The sequence below is a fragment of the Borborobacter arsenicus genome, from assembly GCF_003934165.1.
In the GTDB taxonomy this organism is placed as follows: domain Bacteria; phylum Pseudomonadota; class Alphaproteobacteria; order Rhizobiales; family Rhizobiaceae; genus Pseudaminobacter; species Pseudaminobacter arsenicus.
Window position 1 is genome coordinate 531,584 of sequence record NZ_RKST01000001.1, and the last position, 14,472, is coordinate 546,055.

Sequence of the window (14,472 nt, forward strand, 5' to 3'; positions counted from 1 at the left end):
CCCTCCCGCCCCATCACTTGCCGTTCGCGACAGTGTCAGTGCCGGCCGAGCTTGTAGCTCTTGTTGTTCAGGATGCTGTTGCCGCCGAGAATGCCGACGCCGATCCCGCTCAGGATACCGTTTCCGGTCTTGTTACCGTTGAGGATGCCATTCAGCACATTGACATCACCGAGCCCGAGCGAGGGCGACACATTGATCAATCCGCCGGTCGAGGTCTGGTTATGACCGACATGGGTGTAGCTGGTTTTGCCCCAGCCACCGGCCTGGGCAGCAATGGCCGAGCAAGAAACGAAGGCAGCAGCCAAAGTAAGCGTAAAGGTTTTCATGGTGTAGACTCCCTATTTGCACAAAGTATTTCTTCAACTTCCTGCGTCGTACCTCGAGTTTGATTATTCATAGCTTGTCGGCAGATGCAATCTGGAAGTGCAATTTGGGATCAATACAACCTGTTTTCCTTTCCTTAACCCTAATGCTTTACGTTAAGCGGAATGGTTACCGGCGCTTACTCGGAGGGCCGTTCCCAGCGCTCCAGAAAGGCTTCGATCGGCATCGACTGCATGTCGGGAATGGCATCGGCAAGACGGGCGAGCGGCCAATCCCACCAGGCAAGCGCCTCGATGCGGGCCGAGATTTCTGCCGGAAAGCGCCGGCGCAGGACTCTTGCCGGCGAGCCCGCAACGATCTCATAGGCGCCGACATTGCGCGTCACCACCGCATTGGCGCCCACCACGGCACCATTGCCGATCGACACGCCCGGCATGACGACAGCGCCATGACCGATCCAGACATCATGGCCGATTGCGACGGCCTTCCCCTGCCGGCGCTCGCGGAAACCGGCATCGACGCCGAGGTAACGGAAATACTCGTTCGGCCGGTAGCTGACCTTGTGGCTGGTGAGGCGCTCGATCGGATGCTCCAGCGCATTGAGGCGGGAATTGGCGGCAATCGAGCAGAACTTGCCGATTTGAGTGTAGATCGCCTCGCAATGGCGCTCGAAATAGGAGAAGTCGCCGACCGTGACCTCGCGCAGCACCGTGCGCTCGCCAATGACCACATGACGGCCGAGCTTGCAGGATTTCAGCTCCGCCGTCGGGTGGATGCGCGGCTCGGACGGCTTGAAGCGAAGATCGTCTTTCTCACTCATGCGCGGGCTTTACGCCGCAAGCCGCAGCCCCGCAAGCCGTGCGAAAGCTACTGCGGCTTTCCCTTGGTCCAGGTAACCTGCTGGCCATAGAGCGGGATGGTGGAGATTGCCATCTTGGCCGAGCCGTCCTGCACCTGGCGCGAATGCGACAGATAGATCAGCGTGTCGTTCTGCCTGTCATAGATGCGATTGACCACCTGCTTCTTCCAGATCAGGCTGATGCCCTGCTTGAAGACCTCCTCGCCGCCCTTGCCAAGATCGATGTCGCCTATGGTGATCGGCCCGGTCTGCTGGCAGGAAATGGCTGAATCGGATGGGTTTTCGAACCAGTTGCCCTTTTGCAGCCGGTCCACCATGCCACGGTCGAAATAGGAGATGTGGCAGGTCACACCCTCGACGGCAGGGTCCTTCACCGCCTCAACGATGATGTCGTTGCCGAGCCAGTCGACGCCGACCTTGCCGACCTGCTGCGCAGCGGCGGGTGAAAGGCCTGCGAGAACCGTAGCGGCGGCGGCCAGAAGCATGAAACGCATGGACATCTCCCTGAAAGTCGGTCGAGACAGAATTGGGATTGTGCCACAGCGGTTGCAAGTGCGCAGAATGATTGCACAGCGGCAACTTGGCCACTTTTGCCGGCAGGCCGCAGCGACTATCTTCGCGGGCAGGAAAAACCTTCGGCGATGACTTCGCCAGATTGATGAAAGTTCAAGCAGATGATGCGCGCAATTCTGATCGGGATACTGGTTTTGATGGCGGGCGGTATCGGCTGGCTGTCATTCGACTGGTATCAGACCCGCTATAGTGGCGAGCCCTTCGGCGCGCCTTTCACGCTGGTAGACCAGAAGGGCGAGGCAGTCACGGAAGCGGCCTTCCGCGGCCATCCCTCGGCGGTGTTCTTCGGCTTCACCCATTGCCCGGAAGTCTGCCCGACGACGCTGGTCGAGATGGACAGCTGGCTGAAGAAGCTCGGCAACGAGGGCAGCGACATCAGGGCCTATTTTGTCTCAGTCGACCCAGAGCGCGACACGCCGCAAATCCTCGACGCCTATGTGAGCAATGTCTCGGATCGGATCACCGGAATTACCGGCGATCCCGACAAGGTGGCGGCCATGGCCAAGTCCTTCGGCATCTATTCCAAGAAAGTGCCGCTGGATGGCGGCGACTATACGATGGACCACACCGCTTCCGTGCTACTGCTCGACCCGCGCGGCGACTTCTTCGGCACCATCGCCTATGGCGAAGACGGCGACACCGCCCTTGCCAAACTCAAGCGGCTTGCGGGCAAGGGCTGAAACAGGCACAAGCTGCGGCAACGCAACCCCGCAGCCGAGCAACCTTATGAGCCAGACCCGCCTTTACCTGACGGCCCCGCGCAAGGATGCCGAGCGCATCTTTGCGGCGCTGGAGACCGAATTCGAGGATGACGGCCTGCCGCTGGCCATGATCGAGCAGGATGAGGAGCGCGATCTCCACGAATTGTCGCTCTATGCCGAGGACGACGCCGAGCAGGCGGCCGAGCGCATGCAGGCCGTGCTGGCGGACCTCGATCTCGACATGGCGATAGAGCGAGAAACCCTGCCGGATGTCGACTGGGTGGCGCTGTCGCTGGAAGGGCTGAAGCCGGTGCGCGCCGGGCGTTTCATCGTCCATGGTTCGCATGATCGCCAGACGCCGCAGGAAGGCGAGATCGCCATCGAGATCGAAGCCGGCCTTGCCTTCGGCACCGGTCATCACGGCACCACCTCCGGCTGCCTGGAGATGATCGAGAAGGTAGTGGGCAGCGAGCAGTCGAAAAACGCGCTCGACCTCGGCACCGGCAGCGCGGTGCTGGCGATCGGACTTGCCAGGCTGGCTGGCATTCCGGTGCTTGCCACCGACATCGACCCGGTCGCCACTAAGGTAGCGGCCGACAATGCCAGACTGAACGGCGTCTCCGACCTGGTGGAAACGCACACCGCATCCGGTTTCGACGACCCGATCTTTGCCGCGCGCGGGCCCTTCGAGCTGATCGTGGCCAATATCCTCGCCGGCCCGCTGATCGAACTTGCCCCGCAACTGACGCAGCACGCGAAAGCTGGCGGCTCGATCATCCTGTCCGGCATTCTGGAACGCCAGCATGACGCCGTGCGGACGGCCTATATCGCCCAGGGCTGCCGCCATGTCGAAACCATCGCCCGCGAGGGCTGGGTGACGCTGTACCTCAAGCGGTGAGGCCCGCATTGCGTAGCCTCTTCAGTGGAGCATGATCTTTTCCGAAAACCGGTTTCCACTTTTCGGGATCATGCTCTAGGTTCACTTGCGATCCGACACAGGCTCGAAAACGAGACGATCCATGTTCCAATCCTTCGATTCCGCCAGCGACCCGACCACCGCCGCAGCCCGCGTCGGGCAATTGCGCGACTGGCTTGCAGCGCATGATCTCGACGGCTTCGTGGTGCCGCGCTCCGACGAGCATCAGGGCGAATATGTCGCCCCGCATTCCGAAAGGCTGCGCTGGCTGACCGGTTTCACCGGCTCGGCCGGCGTCGCGATCATCCTTGCCGACAAGGCCTATATCTTCGTGGACGGGCGCTATCAGTTGCAGGTGCGCGAACAGGTCGATCTCGGCATATTCACCATTGAAAGCCTGATCGACAATCCGCCGCCCGCCTGGATCGGGGACAATCTCGCCAAGGGCACGCGGCTCGGCTTCGACCCGTGGCTGCACACAATCGGCGATGTCGCAGCACTGAAGAAGGCGGCTGAGAAGGTCGGCGCGGAGCTGGTGCCGCTCGATCGCAACCCGATTGATGAAATTTGGGCGGACCAGCCGCAGCCGCCCGCCGAGGCGGTGGAACTCCATCCGATCGGCTTTGCCGGCGAACTGGCGAAGGACAAGCTTGCCCGGCTAGCCGAAGCGCTGACCAAGCAGGGCGCAACCCATTGCGTGCTGACCGATCCGTCATCGCTCGCCTGGGCGTTCAACATCCGTGGGCGCGACGTGCCGCACACGCCGCTGGCGCTTGGGTTCGCCATTCTGGCGGCCGATGGCAAGCACCTTCTGTTCCTCGACGAAAGGAAGCTGTCGCGCAGCGTCAAGGCCTATCTGACCCAGCTTGCCGATCTGCGGCAACCCGATCAGCTGGAAGCCGACATCATCGAACTGGCCAAGGGCAAGGCCAGGGTCGCGCTCGATCCGGTGCTGGCGGCAGACAGGCTGCGGGCGCTGGTCAAGGACAATGGCGGCACGGTGGTGGCTGAGCCCGATCCGGCCCGCCTGCCCCGCGCCACCAAGAACCAGGCCGAGCTTGCCGGCGCACGAGCCGCCCATCGCCGCGATGGCGCGGCTGTCGCAAAGCTCCTGTGCTGGCTCGACCGGCAGGACGCCGGTTCCCTCGATGAGATCAAGGTGGTGACCAGGCTTGAAGATTGCCGCCGGCAGGTGGGCGAGGAAACCCAGATGCCGCTTCGCGACGTCTCCTTCGACACCATCTCCGGCTCCGGCCCGAACGGCGCCATCATGCATTATCGCGTGTCGCACGCCACCAACCGCAAGGTGGCGGATGGCGAGCTGTTCCTGCTCGATTCGGGCGCGCAATATCAGGACGGCACCACCGACATCACCCGCACCATGCCGATCGGCCGGCCGAGCGATGAAATGCGCGAGCGCTACACGCTGGTGCTGAAGGGGCTGATCGCCATCTCGACGCTGCGCTTTCCCACCGGCACGCGCGGCTGCGACATCGACGCCTTTGCCCGCCATGCGCTGTGGCAGCGCGGGCTGGACTTCGCACACGGCACCGGCCATGGCGTCGGCTCCTATCTGGCCGTGCATGAGGGGCCGCAGCGCATCGCCAAGACCGGCACGCAAAAGCTGCTCGAGGGCATGATGCTTTCAAACGAGCCCGGCTATTATAAGAACGGCCATTACGGCATCAGGCTGGAAAACCTCATCATCGTCACCAGTGCCGAAGAGATTGCCGGCGGCGACATCGCCATGCATGGCTTCGAGACGCTGACGCTGGCGCCTTTCGACCGGCGGCTTCTCAATGCCGACCTGCTGACGCCGGCCGAGGTGGACTGGCTGAACGCCTATCACGCGCGCGTGCTGGAAGAGATCGGCCCCATGGTCGATGGCGAGACGCTGAAATGGTTGGAGGCGGCGACCGCTCCGATTGCCTGATTATCCGAGCAGATAGCGCAACGCGATCAGGACCGCAGCGCCGGTCAGGAACATGCTCATCATGCCGCCGCGCAGCGCCACCAGACCGGCAACCACGAGCGCGATCAGTTCGGCCGGCCCGGCCGAAAGTGCGGCCGGCGCAACCAGCGTCGTCAGTACCGCGGCCGGGACGGCGTTGAGGCCGGCCTCGACACGCGGATTGATCCGCTCGAAGCGCGACAGCACGACATAGCCGCCGATGCGGGTGAGATAGGTGAGCACCGCGCCCGCCAATATGATCCAGACCGTGCTGCTCATGGCTTTTGGCTCCCCTCGGTCGCGGGCGGCATGAGGACCGCCAGCAGGATGCCGGCCATGGCACCCAGCGAGACGTGCCAGGGCGAGCCGACGAATTTATAGGCGAGGATCGAGCCGATCGCGCTGGCGATCACCACCGGCAGCCAGAGCGAGCGCTTGCGGAAGCTCATCAGCAGGCCGAGGAAATAGATGGCGAGCAGGAAATCGAGCCCCAGCGCATGGGTACTCGGCAGCATCTGGCCGAACAGCGCGCCGAGCGCCGATTCCAGTACCCAGCTTACATAGATGCCCAGGCCCATGCCCATATACCAGGCGAAGGTGACGTCCTCGCCACGCTCGGCCTTGATCTCGGCTTCGGCGATCTGCGGGTCGGAGAGGAAGAAGAAGCCGACCGTCTTCTTGAGCGGCGACCAGTGGCGGATGCGCGGCGCAATGGCCGCCGAATAAAGGATATGGCGGAAATTGACGGCGAAGATCGAAAAAGCGATCAGCCAGGCCGGCACATTCTGGCCGAAGAGTTCCAAACCGACCATCTGGCTGGCGCCGGCAAATATGGTCAGGCTCATCAGCACCGCTTCAAAGACCGTGAAGCCGTTTTCGAGCGCAAGCGCGCCATAGAGAATGCCGAATGGAAACAGCGCCACCATCACCGGCACGGCGACGCGCACGCCGCGCCAGAACTGGCTGGTGCCGCCGCCTGCTTCTATTGCTTCGACTGCCATGAATTCTCCACCGCGCTCCGGATCGCCGCGAGCCGGAGCGGAAAGCGGCCCTTTTGTCTTCAAGAAACGGCGGAATGCCGGCCGCAAGCCGCTTGCATTCCATCCCGCCGTGGGAATGGGAGTGATGTAGGTGAGCCGGGCTTTGCTGTCATATGAATTCGCTTGAGCCAAAGATCAGGCGAAATGAAGCGTCGGCGGGCGGTCACGCGCCGCCCACTCGCTCGAACCACTGGTCCTCGTCGATAACCTCAATGCCGAGTTCGGTGGCGAGCTTGAGCTTGGAGCCGGCACCGGGGCCGGCCACAACCAGATCGGTCTTCTTCGACACCGACCCGGCCACCTTCGCACCCAGCCGCTCTGCCATCGCCTTGGCCTCGTCGCGCGACATTTTTTCGAGCGAGCCGGTGAAGACGACCGTCTTGCCCGAAACCGGGGTTTCGACCGTACCGACCGGCTTTTCGTCCAGCGGCGTCACCTCGGTAAGCAACGCCTCGACCGCTTCGCGATTGTGGTCCTCGGCGAAGAACTCCACCACCGACTCGGCGACAATTGCACCGATGCCGCTGACGCCGTTCAGTTCCTGCCAGTCGGCATTGCCCTTGTCGCCCTTGTCCTTAGGCGCAATGGCCGCCTCGCTCACGCGGCGCAACTCGGAAAAGCTGATGAAATGACGGGCCAGTCGCTTGGCGTTTGTTTCACCGACATGACGGATGCCGAGCGCAAACAGGAACCGCGAGAACTCGACCTTGCGGCGCTCGTCTATTGCGGCGAAAAGCTTGCGCACGGAGGTCGTGCCGAAACCGTCGACATTCTCCAGCTTGGTCAGCGATTTTTCCTGCCGCGCCTTCAGCGTGAAGATGTCGGCGGGCGAGCGGATTTGCAGCGCCGGATCCTCGGAATTGAAGAAAAAGGCGATCTGCTTTTCGCCGAGCCCCTCAATGTCCAGCGCGTTGCGCGAAACGAAATGGCGCAGCCGCTCCACCGCCTGTGCCGAACAGATAAGCCCGCCGGTGCAGCGCCGCACCGCCTCGCCTTCCTCGCGCACGGCATGGCTATCGCAGTCCGGGCAGCGTTCGGGAAAGACATAGGGCACGGCATCTGCCGGGCGCTTCTCCATCACCACGTCGAGGATTTGCGGAATAACGTCGCCGGCGCGCTGGATCAGCACGGTGTCGCCGACGCGAATGTCCCTACCCTCGCGGATCGGCTGGCCGCTGTTGCCGATGCCGCGAATATAATCCTCATTGTGGAGCGTGGCGTTGGTGACGACCACGCCACCGACCGTCACCGGCTCCAGGCGGGCGACAGGGGTCATCGCGCCGGTACGTCCGACCTGGATGTCGATGCCGGTCAGCACCGTGGTCGCCTTCTCGGCGGCGAATTTATGTGCCGTCGCCCAGCGCGGGCTGCGCGAGCGGAAGCCGAGCCGCGCCTGCAAATCCAGCCGGTCGACCTTGTAGACGACGCCGTCAATGTCATAGGGCAGCGCGGCGCGCTCGGCCTCGATTGCCTTGTAATGCGTCAGGATTTCTTCGATCGAGCGGCAGCGTTGCATACCGTCATTGATGGTGAAGCCCCAATCGGCAAAGCGGCGCACGACGTCGAACTGGGTTTCGCCCAGCGTCTCGCTGGTCTCGCCCCAGGCATAGGCAAAGAAGCGCAGCGGACGCGAGCGCGTCACTTCGGGGTCGATCTGGCGCAGGCTGCCCGCCGCCGAATTGCGCGGATTGGCGAACACCCTGCCCGTCTCGGCCATGCGCTGGTTGAGCGCAAAGAAATCGTCGCGGCGCATATAGACCTCGCCGCGCACCTCGATGACATCGGGGGCGTCGGCCGGCAATTGCTGCGGGATCTCGCCAATGGTGCGGATATTGGCCGTGACGTTCTCGCCAGTGGTGCCATCGCCGCGGGTGGCAGCCGTCACCAGCCGGCGGTTTTCATAGCGCAGCGACATCGACAGCCCGTCGATCTTCGGCTCGGCGGTGAAGACCAGTTCCTGATCGGCTGGCCAGGCAAGGAAGCGGCGCACGCTGGCGACGAAGTCCATCACGTCCTCGCCGGAAAACACATTGTCGAGTGACAGCATCGGCACCGAATGCGCGACCGAGCTGAAGGTGGCCGAAGGCACCACCCCCACCTTGAGCGAAGGCGAATCGGCGCGTACCAGTTCGGGAAACCGCGCTTCGATGGCGGCATTGCGAAGCCGAAGGGCGTCATACTCGGCGTCCGAGATGATCGGATCGTCTTCGCCGTGATAGCGCCGGTCATGCTCGGCAATTTCTTGGGCAAGCCGCGCCAGTTCCGCTTGGGCCTCGGCTTCGGTCAGGTCTTCGACGGGCTTGACGATATCAGACATGGCTTTTTCAGAATCCGGCGGGTCAGCGCCGGGACAATAACCCGCGACGCGTGAATATGGGAGCCGAACCTGCATAAAGCGCGACGCAGGCAGGCGGACTGCTGACATATATCGCCAGCGGACGACCGGGCGCTACAGCGAAGCGGCGCTGTTTTCCCGCAGCAGGCGTTCAGCCGCCGCGCGCGCCTCCTCGGTGATGCTGGCGCCGGCCAGCATGCGCGCGATCTCCTCCTGGCGCGAGCGGCGATCCATCTCGGCAATGCTGGTGGAAACCTGTTCGGAACTGCCCGATTTCGCAATCAGGAAATGGGTGTCGGCGCGTGCGGCCACCTGCGGCGCATGGGTGACGGACAGCACCTGCACCTTGTTGGCAAGGCGCGCCAGCCGCTGGCCGATCGCATCCGCGACCGCGCCGCCCACACCGGTGTCGATCTCGTCGAACACCAGCGTCGGCGCCGAGCCGCGATCGGCAAGCGCGACCTTCAATGCCAAAAGGAAGCGCGACAATTCTCCGCCCGAAGCGATCTTCATCATCGGCCCCGGCTTGGTGCCGGGATTGGTGCGCACCCAGAATTCGACCTGATCGATACCCTCTTCCATGCGGTTGTCGGGCTCGCTCATCATCTCGACGATGAACTCCGACCGCTCCAGCTTCAGCGCCGGCAGTTCGGCCATGACGGCCTCGCGCAGCGCCTTCGCAGCTATCTGGCGCAGGCCGGACAGGCTGGCGGCAACGCCGTCATAGGCATCGCGCGCGGCGACCGCCTGTTTTTCCAGCACGTGCAGGCGGCCCTCGCCGGCGTCGAGGTCGGCAAGATCAGCAGCCATGGTGTCGCGCAGCCGGGCGAGATCATCGACCTGCACATTGTGCTTGCGCGAAGCGGCCCGCAGCGCAAACAGCCGCTCCTCCGCCTTTTCAAGCCGCTGCGGATCATATTCGGTGGCGCGCAAGGCTGCTTCCACCCCGGATTGCGCTGCATCCAGCGACAGCATCGCTTCGTCGAGCGACGTCACGACATCGTCCAGCAGGCCCGGCACCTCGCCTGCCTTGCGCTGCAGGCGCCGCAGTAGGCTGGCCAGTTGCGGCAGCGGCGAATTGGGACCGGACAGCACATCCTGGGCGTCATTGATCTCGGCTGCGATCTTTTCGGCCCGCATCATCTGGTTGCGGATATCGGCGAGTTCCGTTTCCTCGCCCGGCTGCGGGTCGAGTTGGGTGAGTTCGCCGACCGCGGAGCGCAGATAGTCGGCCTCGCGTGCCGCCGCTTCCACCCTGGCGCGGTGGCGGGCCAGTTCCTGCTCGCAATCGCGCCAATGCCGCCAGGCCTGGGCGCAGGCGCGGGCTTCGCCGATGTGGCCACCAAAGGAATCCAGCAATTCGCGATGGGCAGCCGCATCGACCAGTGCGCGCTCGTCATGCTGGCCGTGGATCTCCACCAGCGCGCGGCCGATGTCGCGCATCATGGCGACGCTGGACGGCTGGTCGTTGACGAAGACGCGCGAGCGCCCGTCGGCAGTCTGCACGCGGCGCAGGATGATGTCGCCTTCGTCGTCCAGCGCATTGTCGATCAGGATCTGGCGGGCTGGGTGATTGCGCGGCACGTCGAAGACGGCCGAAATCTGCCCCTGTGCCGCGCCGTGGCGAACGAGCGAGGCATCGCCGCGCGCGCCGAGCGCAAGCGAAAGTGCATCGAGCAGAATGGATTTTCCCGCGCCCGTCTCGCCGGTCAGCACCGAAAGGCCCGGCGAGAAATCGATGTCCAGCCGCTCGATCAGGACAATATCGCGGATCGAAAGCCTGGACAGCATTGCCTGAAACGTCAGCCCGTGATCAGTTTTCCGGCTTTGGTGAGCCATGAGCCGGCGCTTTCACGCGGCTCCAGCCCACCGGTTTGCAAGAGCTTGTAGGAATCCCGATACCAAGGGCTGTCGGGGTAGTTCTGCCCCAGAACGGCAGCAGCCGTCTGCGCTTCCGACGTCAGGCCCATTGCGTAATAGGCCTCGGTGAGCCGGGCAAGCGCCTCCTCGACGTGGCGGGTGTTGGAATAGCCTTCGACCACGCCGCGGAACCGCTTGATGGCGGCGATATATTCACGGCGCTCGAGATAGTAGCGGCCGATCTGCATTTCCTTGCCGGCCAGCTGGTCGCGGGCAACGCGAATCTTTTCCTTGGCGTCTTCGACATATTCGGACTCCGGCCAGCGATCGACCACCTCCTGCATCGCCTCGATGGCGCGCCGCGATTCCTTCTGGTCCTGCGTCACGTCGCGGATCTGGCGGAAATAGCTGAGCCCGATAATGTATTGCGCATAGGCGGCATCTTCGGTCGAGGGGTAGAGCGCAAGGTAGCGCTTGGCCGAATTGATGGCGTCGTCGTAATTGCCCTGCCGGTAATTGGCGAATGCGCCCATGACCATCGATTTGCGCGCATATTCCGAATAGGGGTGCTGGCGATCGATGGCGTCGAACTTGCGGCTCGCCTCTTTCAGGCGCCCGGCGCTGAGATTGGCGAGGCCCTGATTGTAGAGCTGATCGGCAGGCTCGGTCTGCTCGACATAGGTCGACAGGTCGAGATCCTTGTCCGACGACGTGCAGGCGGACAGAAAAAGCGGAGCAGAAAGCACCGCAAGCGCAAGAAAAGCAGCGCGCGCCGGCGATCTCGTCTGTGCAGCTCGCTCAAAAACCATAATCGGACTCTGCCCTTTCGGCCTGATTACACTCGGTGCCCGCAGTCATAGACCACAACTGCCGTTGCACGGCAACGCTATCATCCGGCAATGGCACATTTTTGTGGCAGCACAAGCGGCCGATAGCACCGGTCTGTGGATTTCCAAGCTGTCGGTGTACCGACTTGCCTTGTCAAAGCGCCCAAGGCGCATTGGCTGGCGCGTTGACCGCAATCATCTCCGACGAGCGGCCACGCTCGCGGCGGGTTTCGACCACCTGGAAAGCCGAGCGGTCGGAGAACAGGCGGCGCAGGGCAGCGGCATTGAGCTTGTGCCCGCCACGATAGGAGCGGAAGCAGCCGATGAAGCGCGAGCCGGCAAGCGCCAGATCGCCCATGGCGTCGAGCGTCTTGTGGCGCGCGAATTCGTTTGCGTAGCGCAGGCCTTCCATATTGATGACCTGGCCGTCCTCGCCGATCACCACGGAATTCTCCAGCGACGAGCCGAGTGCAAAACCGGCGGCCCACAGGCGCTCGACATCCTTCATGAAGCCGAAGGTGCGCGCCCGCGCGATCTCCTTGCGGAATGTATCTGCCGTGATGTCTGCCGCAAAGGATTGGCGGCCGATGGCCGGGTTCTCGAAATCGATCTCGACTTCGAAGCGCGTGCCGACATAGGGCCGGAACTCGGCCCAGGACGCACCGGAATCGATCCGCACCGGCTTGAGGATGCGGATATAGCGGCGCTTGGCCGTCAGCGTCTCGAGGCCGACACGGTCGATCGCCTCGACGAACAGTGCGGCACTGCCATCGAGGATCGGCATTTCGTTGCCGTCGATCTCGATGACGACATTGTCGACGCCAAGTCCGAGCAATGCGCCCATGACATGCTCGACGGTCGCAACATGGTGTCCGGCCGGGTCGCCAAGCACGGTCGACAGATCGGTGCTGCCGACCTCAGAAACCAGCGCACGCAAATCCTGCTGCGGCTTGCCCGGCCCAGCATAGTGGAACACCACACCGGTATCGGCTGCGGCCGGCAGGAAATGCACGCAAACCGGCTTGCCGCTATGGACGCCGAATCCCGACAGCAAAACATCCGACTTGAGTGTGGTCTGATAGTCGTTCAAAAGGAATCCCCAATATGCCCGTTTAGCGCATGTCCGCTACGCCAGCCCATCGGCTCACAAATGCCTGCCTCGATCGGCGGACAAGACCCCTCCCCCAGGGCCTCCACGGATCGACTCCGTTCGCAGCAGAAGATAGTGAGGCATAGGAAAGACTCCAAATCACGGTTTTTTTCCCGATGTTACGGCACCGCCATCCGCCAATCACACACCAAGCCCTTGTTTTCATTTGATTTAATGAACTAACGGGCGGGCACTTGCGTGCCCGCCCGTTAACATTGGTTACAATCCGTTAACAGATCAGTTGGCCTGGCGGCGCAAAAATGCCGGAATCTCCAACTGGTCGTCTTCCTGCGGCCGCGCCGCCTGCGGGGCAATGCGGCCATGTTCGTCCAACTGGCCGCGACGCGGCGCGTAGAGCTGCGCGTCCTGGCTGGTGGCGCGACGCACTTCCGGCGCGACCTGGCGCAGCTTGGGCTCGCGCGGCTGTGCCGGCTGGAGCCGTGCAGGCTCTTCCTCGCGACGGGTCAAACCATTGGTCAGGCGCTTCAGCAGGCCCATCGGACCGCTGTCGTGATGCTCGACCGGCCGCGACTTGGCTTCCACCTCGGCCTTCACCAGCGGCGGAAAATCCTCCACACGCGGCATTCTCGGTGCCGGCATCGGCTGCTGGGCGACCTCACGCTGCGGCGCCGGCGCGGGTGCCGGGTGCGGCTGGAAAACGGCCTGCTGCTGCGGGGGCGGCGGCGCCTGGAACAGCTTGCTTTGCGGACGGAAGTCGTCGGCAGGTGCCGGGCGTGGCGCTACCGGAGCGGCAGCGGTTGCGGCATGGGCTTCGGCCATGCGGATCGCGTCGGCGACAGGATCGGCAGCGCGCGGCTCGGGCCGGGCGATTTCCTGAACAGGCTGTGCCGGGGCGGCGTGGTGGATTTCGGCGGCAGGCCGCGGCGCTGGCTTCAGCGGCTGGCGGATGGCAATCGGTGCGGCGGCGATTTCGGCCGCAGTCTTGTCGATACCGGTCGCCACCACAGAAACGCGGATGACGCCTTCCAGTTCCTCGTCGAAGGTCGCGCCGAGGATGATGTTGGCGTCCTGGTCGACTTCCTCGCGGATACGGGTTGCCGCCTCATCGACCTCGAAGAGGGTCAGATCGCGACCGCCGGTGATGGAGATCAGCAGGCCCTTGGCGCCCTTCATCGAGGTTTCGTCAAGCAGCGGATTGGCGATCGCGGCTTCGGCAGCAGCCATTGCGCGACCTTCTCCCGAAGCTTCGCCGGTACCCATCATCGCCTTGCCCATTTCGCGCATCACCGAGCGGACGTCGGCAAAGTCGAGATTGATCAGGCCTTCCTTGACCATCAGGTCGGTGATGCAGGCGACGCCCGAATAGAGCACCTGGTCGGCCATTGCGAAGGCGTCGGCAAAGGTCGTCTTGTCATTGGCAAGGCGGAACAGGTTCTGGTTGGGGATGACGATCAGGGTGTCGACGCATTTCTGCAGTTCCTCGATGCCCATGTCGGCCGTCTTCATCCGGCGCTGGCCTTCGAAATGGAACGGCTTGGTGACGACGCCGACGGTGAGGATGCCCTTTTCACGCGCAGCGCGGGCAACCACCGGGGCAGCGCCCGTGCCGGTGCCGCCGCCCATGCCGGCGGTGACGAAGCACATATGGGTGTTGGACAGATGGTCGATGATCTCGTCGATGCACTCCTCGGCGGCGGCACGCCCCACTTCGGGCTGCGAGCCAGCACCGAGACCCTCGGTGACGTTCGCCCCGAGCTGGATCAGGCGATCCGACTTCGACATCGTCAGCGCCTGCGCATCCGTGTTGGCGACGACAAATTCGACACCGCGCAGCCCGGCCGTGATCATGTTGTTAACGGCGTTGCCGCCGCCACCGCCGACACCGAATACGGTGATGCGCGGCTTGAGCTCGGTGATGTCCGGCTTTTGCAGATTGATTGCCATTGTCCTCGTCCTTTGCCTTTCCCGCCGCTTG

At 63.4% G+C, this 14,472-nt stretch carries 13 protein-coding genes; 3 read left to right on the forward strand and 10 right to left on the reverse strand.

Going from position 1 to position 14,472, the window contains the following annotated elements:
* Window positions 1–35: 35 nt before the first annotated feature.
* The 3 genes from EET67_RS10135 to EET67_RS10145 all read right to left on the reverse strand — a co-directional run bounded on the left by EET67_RS10135 (window position 36) and on the right by EET67_RS10145 (window position 1,677).
* Window positions 36–326 carry a hypothetical protein gene (locus EET67_RS10135; protein ID WP_128626006.1) on the reverse strand — a complete coding sequence of 97 codons (291 nt, stop codon included), beginning with the start codon at window positions 324–326 and terminating at the stop codon, window positions 36–38.
* A 176-nt stretch (window positions 327–502) separates the two neighbouring features.
* Window positions 503–1,144, reverse strand: coding sequence for a DapH/DapD/GlmU-related protein (locus EET67_RS10140; protein WP_128626007.1), 642 nt, complete (start codon window positions 1,142–1,144; stop codon window positions 503–505).
* A gap of 47 nt (window positions 1,145–1,191) precedes the next feature.
* On the reverse strand, window positions 1,192–1,677 hold the full coding sequence (locus tag EET67_RS10145) for a CreA family protein (RefSeq protein WP_128626008.1): 486 nt from the start codon (window positions 1,675–1,677) through the stop codon (window positions 1,192–1,194).
* Window positions 1,678–1,857: 180 nt separating this feature from the next.
* On the opposite strand from EET67_RS10145, the gene EET67_RS10150 reads away from it, so the two are divergent.
* The 3 genes from EET67_RS10150 to EET67_RS10160 all read left to right on the forward strand — a co-directional run bounded on the left by EET67_RS10150 (window position 1,858) and on the right by EET67_RS10160 (window position 5,306).
* Window positions 1,858–2,436 (forward strand): SCO family protein, encoded by a 579-nt coding sequence (locus EET67_RS10150; RefSeq protein WP_128626009.1) that lies wholly within the window; start codon window positions 1,858–1,860, stop codon window positions 2,434–2,436.
* Between the two features lie 46 nt (window positions 2,437–2,482).
* Window positions 2,483–3,355, forward strand: a complete 873-nt coding sequence (locus EET67_RS10155) for a 50S ribosomal protein L11 methyltransferase (RefSeq protein ID WP_128626010.1) — start codon at window positions 2,483–2,485, stop codon at window positions 3,353–3,355.
* Between the two features lie 121 nt (window positions 3,356–3,476).
* Window positions 3,477–5,306: an aminopeptidase P family protein gene (locus tag EET67_RS10160; RefSeq protein WP_128626011.1), complete on the forward strand. Its 1,830-nt coding sequence runs from the start codon at window positions 3,477–3,479 to the stop codon at window positions 5,304–5,306.
* Here the strand turns inward: EET67_RS10160 and EET67_RS10165 are convergent, their stop codons facing one another.
* From EET67_RS10165 to ftsZ, 7 genes are all read right to left on the reverse strand, one after another.
* On the reverse strand, window positions 5,307–5,603 hold the full coding sequence (locus EET67_RS10165) for an AzlD family protein (RefSeq protein WP_128626012.1): 297 nt from the start codon (window positions 5,601–5,603) through the stop codon (window positions 5,307–5,309).
* Entirely contained in the window at window positions 5,600–6,325 is a 726-nt protein-coding gene (locus tag EET67_RS10170; protein WP_128626013.1) for an AzlC family ABC transporter permease, read from the reverse strand. The genes EET67_RS10165 and EET67_RS10170 overlap by 4 nt, the downstream gene beginning before the upstream one ends.
* 202 nt (window positions 6,326–6,527) lie before the next feature.
* A complete protein-coding gene (gene ligA, locus EET67_RS10175; RefSeq protein WP_128626014.1) occupies window positions 6,528–8,681 on the reverse strand; it encodes an NAD-dependent DNA ligase LigA in 2,154 nt (717 codons plus the stop codon).
* Between the two features lie 132 nt (window positions 8,682–8,813).
* Window positions 8,814–10,490: a DNA repair protein RecN gene (gene recN, locus EET67_RS10180; RefSeq protein WP_128626015.1), complete on the reverse strand. Its 1,677-nt coding sequence runs from the start codon at window positions 10,488–10,490 to the stop codon at window positions 8,814–8,816.
* A gap of 11 nt (window positions 10,491–10,501) precedes the next feature.
* A complete protein-coding gene (locus EET67_RS10185; protein WP_128626016.1) occupies window positions 10,502–11,368 on the reverse strand; it encodes an outer membrane protein assembly factor BamD in 867 nt (288 codons plus the stop codon).
* 172 nt (window positions 11,369–11,540) lie between these two features.
* Complete coding sequence (gene lpxC / locus EET67_RS10190) at window positions 11,541–12,476, reverse strand: UDP-3-O-acyl-N-acetylglucosamine deacetylase (RefSeq protein WP_128626017.1); 936 nt, start codon at window positions 12,474–12,476, stop codon at window positions 11,541–11,543.
* A 297-nt stretch (window positions 12,477–12,773) separates the two neighbouring features.
* Entirely contained in the window at window positions 12,774–14,441 is a 1,668-nt protein-coding gene (gene ftsZ / locus EET67_RS10195) for a cell division protein FtsZ (protein ID WP_128626018.1), read from the reverse strand.
* Window positions 14,442–14,472 lie beyond the last annotated feature (31 nt).